Annotated in this window: 9 protein-coding genes; 7 read left to right on the forward strand and 2 right to left on the reverse strand. The window is 56.1% G+C overall.

The features are described from left to right. Nucleotides 1–51 precede the first annotated feature (51 nt). The 5 genes from DRW39_RS21705 to DRW39_RS21725 all read left to right on the forward strand — a co-directional run bounded on the left by DRW39_RS21705 (nt 52) and on the right by DRW39_RS21725 (nt 7,313). On the forward strand, nt 52–1,470 hold the full coding sequence (locus DRW39_RS21705; protein WP_116109304.1) for a sensor histidine kinase: 1,419 nt from the start codon (nt 52–54) through the stop codon (nt 1,468–1,470). A 37-nt stretch (nt 1,471–1,507) separates the two neighbouring features. Beyond that, entirely contained in the window at nt 1,508–2,245 is a 738-nt protein-coding gene (locus DRW39_RS21710) for a response regulator transcription factor (protein WP_116109306.1), read from the forward strand. Between the two features lie 217 nt (nt 2,246–2,462). Then, nucleotides 2,463–3,806 (forward strand): D-alanyl-D-alanine carboxypeptidase, encoded by a 1,344-nt coding sequence (locus DRW39_RS21715; protein WP_116109307.1) that lies wholly within the window; start codon nt 2,463–2,465, stop codon nt 3,804–3,806. A gap of 31 nt (nt 3,807–3,837) precedes the next feature. Then, the gene (locus DRW39_RS21720) at nt 3,838–5,727 is read left to right on the forward strand and encodes an ABC-F family ATP-binding cassette domain-containing protein (RefSeq protein WP_232830219.1); all 1,890 of its coding nucleotides are present in this window, start codon (nt 3,838–3,840) and stop codon (nt 5,725–5,727) included. A 467-nt stretch (nt 5,728–6,194) separates the two neighbouring features. Then, nucleotides 6,195–7,313, forward strand: coding sequence for a COX15/CtaA family protein (locus tag DRW39_RS21725; protein WP_116109311.1), 1,119 nt, complete (start codon nt 6,195–6,197; stop codon nt 7,311–7,313). A 5-nt stretch (nt 7,314–7,318) separates the two neighbouring features. Here DRW39_RS21725 and DRW39_RS21730 read toward each other — a convergent pair whose 3' ends face one another. Next, nucleotides 7,319–7,693 (reverse strand): hypothetical protein, encoded by a 375-nt coding sequence (locus DRW39_RS21730; RefSeq protein ID WP_116109313.1) that lies wholly within the window; start codon nt 7,691–7,693, stop codon nt 7,319–7,321. Nucleotides 7,694–7,883: 190 nt separating this feature from the next. On the opposite strand from DRW39_RS21730, the gene DRW39_RS21735 reads away from it, so the two are divergent. Then, entirely contained in the window at nt 7,884–8,192 is a 309-nt protein-coding gene (locus DRW39_RS21735) for a hypothetical protein (RefSeq protein WP_116109314.1), read from the forward strand. A gap of 74 nt (nt 8,193–8,266) precedes the next feature. Next, on the forward strand, nt 8,267–9,358 hold the full coding sequence (locus tag DRW39_RS21740; protein WP_157976300.1) for an NRAMP family divalent metal transporter: 1,092 nt from the start codon (nt 8,267–8,269) through the stop codon (nt 9,356–9,358). A 14-nt stretch (nt 9,359–9,372) separates the two neighbouring features. On the opposite strand, the gene DRW39_RS21745 is transcribed toward DRW39_RS21740, so the two are convergent. Further along, on the reverse strand, nt 9,373–10,287 hold the full coding sequence (locus DRW39_RS21745) for a PAS domain-containing protein (RefSeq protein WP_116109318.1): 915 nt from the start codon (nt 10,285–10,287) through the stop codon (nt 9,373–9,375). Between the last annotated feature and the right edge of the window lie 171 nt (nt 10,288–10,458).

A 10,458-nucleotide genomic window follows, 5' to 3' on the forward strand; every position in this document is an offset into this window, starting at 1 on the left:
GTTCGCCCGTGCATCCTCTCCGGTGTATTTTCCGCCGTATTTTCTCCCTTTATGAGTCAAAAATCAATCTACCTGATTATCGGTCTCATTGTCTCCGCGATCGTGGGGCTCATCATTCTCCAGCTGCGCCTGTTGCAAACCGGCCTGGAGGTGAACCGGGAACGCTACGACCGGACGATCCAGACCGTCCTGAAGCAGGTGGCCGACGAAGTGGAGGAACGGGAAAAGGACGAAATCCGCCTGACGCTGAGCAATGGCTACGCCGGCGGCGTGCCCGACGGCTTTTATAGTGAATTACGGATCAGTGGATCTTCTCCCGGCTTACTGAGTACGCGCTCCATCCGGATCAACCCCAACTCATCCATCCGCCTGCAGGCCCAATTTGCCAACCGCAACCTGGAAGAACGCATCAACCGCGAGGCTATTCACGGCAAGATCGTGAAGGAGTTGAAGAATGCCGGTATCGAGAATCCCCTGGAGTATGGCATATACGACGCCCGCCAGGAGCGCTTTCTGTCGCGCAACGGCCGCCTCTTATCACCGGAAGGCTCGGATACGACCCGGCATGAGGACCTGATGCACGCCGATTACACCGTTAGCCTATTCGGTGACGACTCGAGGATTCCCGGGGAGATCCGCGCCTACAGCCCCAATAAGGATCAGGTTATCTACAGTTCGCTGTACGGTAACTTCGCGGCCAGCCTGCTTTTCGTGTTGATTATCCTGGGGTGCTTCGTATATACCATATATGTCATCCTGCGCCAGAAGCAGGTATCGGAGATGAAGACCGATTTCATCAACAATATGACGCACGAGTTCAAAACGCCCATCGCGACCATCTCTCTGGCTACGGATAGCATCGTGAGTCCGCGCATCAGTGGCGACCCCGATAAGGTGCAGCGTTTCGCCCGAATCATCAAGCAGGAGAACAAACGCATGAACGATCAGGTAGAAAAGGTGCTCCAAATGGCCAAGCTCGACAAGAGCCGCCTTAACCTTAACCTGACGGCGGTTGATTTGAATGACGTAGTACAAAGTGCCGTTGAATACATCTGCCTCCAGGTGGAACCTCGTGGAGGGACCGTAACCACGCACTTGGAGGCCGATCCTTCGGTGGTGGAGGGCGACCTGACCCACCTCTCCAGCCTGATCAACAATCTGTTGGATAATGCCAATAAGTATTCCCCGGACGCGCCCGAAATTATCGTCTCCACGACAAATGTGGCCCGCGGAATACAGGTTACCGTCACCGATCATGGTCTCGGAATGACGCGGGAAGCAAGAAAAAACATTTTTGACCGTTTTTACCGGGTACATACCGGCGATCGGCACGACGTAAAGGGATTTGGTCTAGGCCTGTCCTACGTCAAAACCATCACGGAAGTACACGGTGGCAGTATCGAAGTTAGAAGTGAGCTCGGTAAGGGCAGTAGCTTTATGGTGACCTTCCCGTACCGTCAACCCGATTGAATTTATTATCCCCTATTGAAGTAAACTGTACCAACAGATGAGCGAATCCACTGCAACCGAAGCCAAACTACTACTGGTCGAAGACGACCGAAACTTCGGAGACGTCCTGCGTTCCTACCTCGAAGCGCACGATTACGACGTCACGCTCGCCACTGATGGAGTAGCCGGACTGGAAGCCTACCGCCGCGGAGACTGGGATCTTTGCATCTTCGACGTGATGATGCCCCGCCTGAGCGGCTTCGAACTGGCCAAGAAAATCCGGGAAGACGATACCCAGACACCCATCATTTTCCTCACCGCCAAGGCCATGAAGGACGATGTGCTCAATGGCTTCGAACTCGGCGCCGACGACTACATCACCAAGCCCTTCAACAGCGAGGAACTGCTGGCACGGATCAACGTCATCCTCCGCCGTAGCCAGGTGCCCGCCGATCCGAAGGAGGAGCAGACCGATTTCGAATTCGGCAAGTTCCACTTCAACTTCCCCCTCCGTATCCTCACCTTCACCGACGATAAGGGCGAAAAATCCAAGGACAAGCTCAGCCCCAAGGAAGCCCAGCTGCTACGGCTGTTCGCGATCAATAAAAACGATATCCTCAGCCGCAGCGAGGCCCTCACCAAGATCTGGGGGGAAGACAATTACTTCACGGCACGCTCCATGGACGTATTCGTCACCAAGCTGCGCAAGTACCTGAAGCCGGATACCGCCATCGAGATCGTCAACATCCACGGCAACGGCTTTCAACTGCTCGTCAAGGACGAACAGGAAGGCTAAGCCGGCAACCGCCTGTTAAATCAAATCCGGTCTATACCCGTCCCCTGCAATTCGCTGTTTTTATAGCGTAATCTGTCACTTAACGTCCATATCCAAATCATCACCGTGACAAGACTCCTACGGCGGCAGCCCGTCGTATAACCAGTTAGTTTTTGGGATTATAATTTTCTCGGCCGAAGCCTCTGTGTTTCGGCCTTTTTTTTGTTTCTATACGGCTATGCGTCGCTTCCTTCTTCTCTTCGGCTGCCTGATCGTCTGCGGCGTCCTCCCCGCACAGGAAATTTCCCAGCGGGCGGCGGCCCAGGAACTGGATAACCGAATCCGCCTCTCCACCGTATTCGCCAACGGCCACAGCGGCTTCGCGCTCTATGACCTGGAGGCCGAACGCACCGTGTACGGGTACCAGGAAGACAGGTATTTCGTTCCGGCCAGCAACACCAAGCTGCTGACCTTTTTTGTCGCCAACCGCCTCCTCGCCGACGGTGCACCCGCCTTGCTGTATCACCAATCGCCCGACCGGCTGGACGTTTGGGGTACCGGTTATCCCCTTCTCCTTCACCCTTCCTTTACCGATTACGACACGCTGCTGCCGTGGCTAAAGCGGAAGGAGGGGCCCATCGTGCTCAATTTTCCGGAGCAGGACCAGCCACCCCGATACGGAGCGGGTTGGAGCTGGGACGATTTCGACTACGGCTACGTTTACGAACGCTCTTCCCTGCCGGTGTACGGTAACCGACTGTATATCGACTACCAGCAGGTGGGCGATACCGATGCGGAGGTCCTCGTCGGGTCACCCTCCGAAGTAGTCGACAACCTCGTGCAGGATGCCCGCCAGGAGCGCACCATTTCCCGCATCGAGGGAAGCAATTTCTTCACGGTCAACGAGAATTTCACCCGCCGCTATAATTTCCCCCTCCAGCGCGCCCTGACCGTCGATACCGCCTCCACCCTGCGCTACCTGCGCGGCGGGATACCCGGAAAGTCCGTGCGTTCCGACGACCGCTCCCTACCCCCATCCCTGCTGCTCGATACGCTGATGAGCGAGCTTCCGGATACCCTCTACCGCAAGGTGCTCCAGGAAAGCGACAACTTTCTGGCCGAACAGTTGATTTTGCTCGCCGCCACCAGCCGGTACGGTTGGCCGGATGAGGATGCCCTTTTCGAGTGGGCGACCGATACGCTATTCTTGGAAATGGATCTCGGGGAGGTCAGCTACCGCGACGGAAGCGGACTGAGCCGCTATAATCTCGTCCGCCCGGACCAGCTCGTGCAAATCGTGGCCGCGCTCGATCGCGAAGTGGGGCACGAGCGCCTACTCTCCCTGCTTCCCGCCGGCGGCGTGAGCGGAACCCTCGAGAAACGCTTCGATAACCGACAAGAAACCTTCGTGTGGGCTAAAACGGGTACACTGAGCGGCGTCATCTGCATCAGCGGTCTGCTTCGTACGCGGGCCGGGAAGTGGCTGGCTTTCAGTTTTCTCCACAATAACGTCATGGCGCCCAGCCGCGAATACTACGCGGAGATGGAAGATATCCTGGGCTGGGTGTACGACCACCTGTGACCACCGGCCGGCGCTGCAATTATCCTCATCTTTGCAGCGAAAATTTACGGAGATGGTCTATTTGGAATTAGAACGGGTATCGAAGATTTACGGGGAAAAAGTGCTGTTCGACCAGGTCGACCTGCAGGTAGCCCAGCATACGAAGGTGGCACTCGTGGCCAAAAACGGAACGGGGAAGTCAACCCTGCTGCGCGTCGCCGCCGGTATCGACCAGCCGGAAGGCCCCGGCTCCAGTGTCTACGTCCATAAGGAAGCCCGCATGGCCTACCTGCCGCAGGAACCCGAATTCGGGGAGCGCGCTACGGTAATGGACGCCGTTTACGACAGCGACAACGACCTCGTCCGGGCCGTCCGGGATTACGAGGAGGCCCTCTCCCGCACGGATAAACCCAAATTATTGCAGGACGCCCTCATGCGCATGGACCGGCTGCAGGCGTGGGACATCGAAGCGCGGATCAAGGAGGTGCTGAGCAAGCTCAACATCGAGGACGTCAACCAACAAGTATCGACCCTTTCCGGAGGCCAGCGCAAACGCGTCGCGCTGGCCAAGCTCATCATCGACGAGCCGGATCTGATCATCATGGACGAACCGACCAACCACCTGGACCTCGATATGATCGAGTGGCTGGAGGAGTGGCTACAGTCGCCCAACCTCACTTTGCTGATGGTGACGCACGACCGCTACTTCCTGGAGCGCGTCTGCAACCGCATCATCGAACTGGAAGGAGGTAACATCTACCACTATACCGGTAATTACTCCGACTTCCTGGACAAGAAAGCCACCAGGGAAGAGACCGAGAGCGCGGAGCTGGACAAGGACCGGAAGCGGATGAAGAAGGAACTCGAATGGGTCCGCCGGATGCCCAGTGGCCGCGGCACGAAAGCCAAGAGCCGCCTGTCAGCCTTCAGCGATCTCAAACAGAAGGTCGGCAGCTTCCGCCGGGAGGACGAACTGACGCTGGAGATAAAAGGACAGCGGCTGGGCAGCAAGATCCTGGAGGCCCACAACATCAGCAAATCTTACGGGGACAAGGAACTCGTCCGGGGGTTCAGTTACAAATTCCAGAAGGGGGAGCGCGTCGGTATCGTCGGGCGCAACGGGGCCGGTAAATCCACCCTATTGCATATGTTGACGAAGGAACTGGAGCCGGATACCGGCAAGGTGGTCCACGGTACCAATACCGTCTTCGGCTACTATACCCAGGAGGGGATTAATCTGAAGCAGGATATGCGCGTGATCGAGGTGGTACGCGAGATCGCCGAGTTCATACCCCTGGAGAAGGGGCTGAAGCTCACCGCCCGCGGATTATTGGAGCGCTTCATGTTCAACAGCAAGCAGCAGCAGGTCTACGTCAGCCAACTGAGTGGCGGGGAGCGGCGGCGGCTGTACCTGCTCACCATCCTGATGAAGAACCCGAACTTCCTGATCCTGGACGAACCGACGAATGACCTGGACATCGTTACTCTCAACGTGCTGGAAGATTTCCTCCTCGACTTCCCGGGCTGCGTCCTTATAGTAAGTCACGACCGTTTCTTCCTGGATAAGCTGGCCCATCACCTGTTCATATTCGAGGGGGAGGGGAAGATCCGCGACTGGAACGGTCTCTATACGGAGTACCGGGACATGATGCGGGAAGAGCAGCGGACCAATTACAACGATACCCCTTCCAGGGAAAGCGCTTTACCTGCGCCCCCGCCGCCCTCTGAAAACCAGATCTCGCAGGAACAACGCAAGGCGATTCGCCGCGTGGAGGGCCAGATTGGAAAACTCGAGGCCCGCAAGGCGGAGATCAACCAGCAGTTCAACAATATGGCATCGCTGACCCCGGAGCGGATCGCCGAACTCGGTAAGGAACTTTCCGAGGTTAACGATGCCATCGAGGAGAAGGAGATGGAGTGGATGGAGCTGGTAGGGGAGTAACGACCTCCAACGGACGTTCCTAACATGACGCAAATCGGTCAAGTGTAAACGTCCTATTAACCAGCGGTTTACCCAATGTAATTTTCCGACCCCAAACGGTGGAAAAGCGTTGACAAATGGGCAGTTATGAACAACCTTCCCCACAAAGCGACCGAAAAGGGCGACTTCTCCACATTTCCACAGCTTTCCACATTTGCTTTCCACGCCGACTTCACGGTTGGCGGGTGGTTATCCCCACGGCTGTGTCATAAAAGTTATCCTCTCCACCGGAAATCACCGAATGTGGAATAACGGCAAATCCCTAGCGATAGCCACGTGTTAGGATGTGAATAGCCTGTGAAAAAGGGAACAGCAGGAGTGGAGACTGAGAATACCAACCGCAGGGCGAATTCTTTCTCCCGCTTTCCACACCCTTAACAATGATAAAGGGATTTAAATTTTAAAAAAGAATAATAACTATTAAGAGCATGGAAAAATCGCTGCGCCGCTACCCCCGACCGGTGAAAATCTGGCTGCTCGTGGGCCTGGTGATGGTCGTCGGGCAAATAGTTATCGGTGGTATAACGCGCTTAACGGAATCGGGATTGTCCATCACGGAGTGGGAAGTCCTCAGCGGGGCCGTTCCCCCCCTCAACGATGCCGACTGGATGGTCGAATTCGAGAAATACCAGCAGTCGCCCCAGTACGAGAAGATCTTCGCCGACATTTCTCTGTCCGATTTTAAATTCATCTACTTCTGGGAGTGGTTTCACCGGCAGTGGGCGCGCATCATGGGCTTGGTCTTCATTGTCGGCTTCCTGGTCTTCTGGCGCAAAGGCTACATTAATCCGCCGCTGATGCGCCGTCTGGGCGTCGTTGTGCTCCTGGCGGCCCTCGCGGCCAGCTTCGGGTGGATCATGGTCGCCAGCGGCCTTATCGACCGTCCCTGGGTCAATGCCTACAAGCTTACCCTGCACCTCGCATTGGGGATAAGTCTGTTTTCCTACCTCCTGTGGATAACTCTGAAGGTGATCCAGCCGGTAGACCGGGCTTTTCCACAGGGCAGAGTGAAAAAATCACTTTGGGCCGTCAATATCCTGCTCATTGTACAGCTGTTATTGGGGGGAGTGGTCAGTGGAGCCCGGGCCGCCCTACCCTACCCCACGTGGCCGGATATGAACGGTCATTTTGTCCCTCCCGTCCTTTTGGAGACGGCGGCCTGGACTGTGGAAAACTTGGTGAACTACGAACAAAGCCTCTTCCAGCCGGCCCTCTTCCAGTTCTTTCACCGAATGGTAGCTTATACGCTGACCTTCATGGTTTTATACTTCGTATATCGCTGCTTCAAGCTGGGTTTACGAAGCGGAATGAAACGCGCCATGACCCTGTTGATAATCCTGTTGACAACTCAGGTGACGCTCGGGATTCTTACGGTTACCAACAGTCAGGGGCAGGTTCCGGTAGGTTGGGGAGTGGCCCATCAGTTCACCGCCATCGCCCTGGTAGCGGCCGTGATTTACATCAACTACCGCTTCTCTCCCGGCGACCGTTTACTGCCTGTGGAAAAGATGGTGGAAAACAAAGGCAAAAAAAATTTGGTGGTGTAATTCGTTTATGAATTCGGCGTATTCCACGATTTTCTTCGCCGTCCGAGGTACTGTCCCGTTAGAAATATCGCGAGCAAGAAATGCAGCAGCGCAAACCGCTGATCGGGATTGTACGCCGTCTGGATTCCGATCATCGCATAGTGGTATATGCTCAGGCTAAGCGTGACCAGATAGAATATCCGGTCATCCGACTGCCGGAAGTAGGCATACAGGGAAAGTCCGCCCAGAAAGAGAGCCGCTAATCCATACAGCTTTTGCAGCAGCACGAAACTCGGACCCGCGGAGTCTCCGAAGCCCGGTAACAGGTCGCCCACGGCGGGATAAAAGAGAAACAACAGGCCGATTACCCCCTGGATAAGCGTGTGTAGCAGCAGGATCATAGCCCGTTAAACATACGGCGGCGAAAAGGTTCCCGGCCTTGGTCCGCGTGTCGGGCTGCCTACTAATTATAGACCCACCCAATAATATTTTGGCTCTGGAGGAAAATGTATAACATTAGAATTGCGTTATTGTGCGTAGATAATGTAATAAGATTGTTTTTCGCCCGATTGGCGTGCAAATATTGGTCTCATGAATTCGGTCAAACCCCTCACCTACACCACGGAGATCCGTATCTCCTTCAACGAACTCGCGCTTCATCTCCGGGAGCACTGCGATTTTCTCTGGCACTTCGCGCGCAAGATGGCGCGCTGTAACCGGTGCAGCAGCGAAGAACCGGCGCCGGGCGATTTCCGCATTTACATCAACGGCCGCGGTGATTTTGCCATCTATCATCGCTGTGGCGACTGTGCTTACCCCCTGCACAGCTACGTAGATTTGAGTCAGGAGCGCCAAATCCGGAGCGGACTTCGTAAACTGTGGTTGACTAAAGTCAACTAGCCATCGAATCTACCTCCTGGGGCCGCGCCCTTGTTTGGTCGCTCATTGCGGCCGCCTTTATCGGTCCCGGGACGGTGGCTACGGCAACCCGTGCCGGCGCCGTTGGCGGCTACGCCTATTTACCGGTGGTGGTTTTGGCCGCCCTGGCCGGTTACGTCTTCATGGAGATGGCGGCCCGGGTCACGCTGGTGAGCGGCCGTAGCCTGGGCGAATTACTCAGCGTTCGCGGCCGGTGGCTTCCCTTTCTGCTCTTCGGCGCCGTTTTCTTCGGTTGTATGGCCTATCAGGCCGGAAATCTACTAGGTGCCCTCGGTGGCCTGCAGCTTCTATTCCCCCTGCGCCGCTGGTGGGTCCTGATCGTCGGTGCCGCCGTTTTCGCCCTGCTGTGGAAGGGCAGCACCCAACTGATCGGTCGAACAATGGCGTACATCGTCGCGGTCATGGGCATGCTTTTCGTAGTGGCCGCCGTGCAGATCGCCTGGCCCGGGGTGTATCCCGATCGCCCGGTATCGACCATTGAGACCAACGTCATCCTGGGCTTGCTGGGTACCACTATCGTTCCCTATAACTTCTTTCTCGCGGCCGGTCTGGGCTCGGGTGGTCAGCTTGCCGATATGCGGCGGGGCCTGCAACTCAGCTTTGGTGTAGGTCTATTGGTGACTGCCTCGATCGTCGTCGTGGGGATCACCGCATCGGGCTTTGTTTCCTTTGAGGATTTGGCCGTTAGTCTGGAGGCTTTTTTGGGCGAATACGGCCGGCTCGTGCTGGGGGCGGGGCTCTTTGCCGCCGGTTTCAGTTCCGCCACTACCGCGCCGTTGGCCGCGGCGATGGCCGGGCGGGGCCTGCTGGCCAGCGGGGATAAAACCTGGCGGTCCGGCGGTAGTGCCTTTCGGGCTACCTGGCTGGTGGTCGTCATCATCGGGCTACTGGTTGCCCTGCTTCAACTGGATATCGTGGGGGTCATACTGGCGGCGCAGATCATCAACGGCCTGCTTCTGCCCTTTATCGCCGTCGTCATCTTCTTACTGGCTAACCGTAAAGATCTGCTCGGAGACCAGACGAACAGCTGGTGGCAAAACCTAATCGGTGTGCTGGTGCTCGGCATCCTTTTTTACAAGACCGGAGAATTCCTACTGACCTTCCTGTTCAGTGTCCTGAACGGCTAATTCGCCCGGGCGTCCTACCGATGGGTGTAATCCTCGCGATTGATCTGCAACTTTTTCATGCGGGCGAAGAGCGTCTTTCCGTTGATGTTGAGCAACCGTCCGGCTCCGTTGGGGCCGGTCACCCGTCCGTTCGTGAACCGGAGCGCCCGGATGATGTGCCGGCGCTGGTGTTCCTCCAGGCTGATCATTTGATCTTTGCCGCTTCCGTCAATCATTTCGTAGTAACCCGTTATACCGGAGACCACCCCATCCTGCATCACGGACCACATCACGACGCGAACCAGCACGATCTGATCGGCGGCGGCGCGCAGGAGAAAGTTCTCGTCCATGCGGTGATAGCCGCTCAGGAAGTGAATCATTTGTGCGTTCCAACGGGCGGCATCGTCCTTGGAGAGGCGCTGGACGATCGCGCTGGGCTTGAGTTCCTCCGGATCGGTTACACCCATCATGGCGGTCAGATTTTCGCTGACCAGGATACTCTGATCCTGTAAATTCAGGTCGAAGCTTCCGATGCGGTAGGACGACTCGACATTATCCAGCATGCGCTTATACCGAGTGCTGTTCTTGGCGTCCTCGACGATGCTACAGATCAACTGTTCGTTGGTATCCGAAACGATGTGGGGAACGCTTCGGACGGCTACAGGGTAGGATTGCCCGCCGCAATTCTGGTGGTAGGTATAGATGCGGTTGCTGCCGTTGTTGATCGTCTTCAGGCAGTGTTGCTTCCAGACGTCCTCGGAGAGCTTGGGGCAGTAGTCGTTGAGCCCCTTACCCAAAATATCGTCTAGTGAGTAGCCGAGCGTCGTGCAGGCCGAGGTGTTCGCGTAGCGTACCTGCCCGCTAAGATTAGCGCATAACAAATCGTGCATGCCACCCCCTACCACCTTGTTGGCGAGGGCCATTATCTGGGATGGTGTAAGGTGATGCATAGAAAAGATTAATGCCCGACCGGCCGGGGTCACCCAAAGAAGTGCCTTTTCACCGTGATTAAGCCAATGGGACTCAAACGGTGAGCAACCACCCTAAGTTGAGCATATGTTAGTGCTTAATACTCACAAAGATAGGTGTTCTCACACTATTTTACCTAAACTATCCCTTTT

Origin of the sequence: Lewinella sp. IMCC34191, assembly GCF_003390935.1 — a bacterium.
Classification (GTDB): Bacteria; Bacteroidota; Bacteroidia; order Chitinophagales; family Saprospiraceae; genus Neolewinella.